The organism is Neptuniibacter marinus (assembly GCF_001597725.1).
Classification (GTDB): domain Bacteria; phylum Pseudomonadota; class Gammaproteobacteria; order Pseudomonadales; family Balneatricaceae; genus Neptuniibacter; species Neptuniibacter marinus.
Genome location: NZ_LUTR01000062.1, coordinates 1 through 353, shown reverse-complemented (window position 1 = coordinate 353; position 353 = coordinate 1). Strand labels below are relative to the sequence as shown.

Annotated in this window: 1 pseudogene; it reads left to right on the top strand. The window is 43.6% G+C overall.

What is annotated here, in order from left to right:
- Positions 1-299, top strand: a pseudogene (locus A3774_RS16835) (hypothetical protein); the annotation flags it as partial.
- Positions 300-353: the final 54 nt, after the last annotated feature.

Sequence of the window (353 nt, the reverse complement as noted above, 5' to 3'; positions counted from 1 at the left end):
GTGATTGGAACAGTGGACAGTTTGTTTGGCCCGGAAAGTTAAAAAACCGTTATCTGATTGTGCGAAAGGATTGGGCACTTGGTGGGTTTGAGCAATTCTTGAGTAATCAGCTTTCAGGTCAAACCCCACAATGGATCATTTTAGCGGGTGAGCAAAGTATTCAGTTCTTTGAAACTTTGCCTGATGAGCATGCTTTAAAGCTACTACCAAACGCTAAAGTAGACAGTCTACCGCAGATGTTGCGCATCCCAGAGCTGCGTAAAGAGGCTTGGAAGATCATGCAATTGAGCTTTCGCTAAAAAGGTGAATATGACGAATCAATATATGTTGCGAGAGGCAACGCTATCTGATGC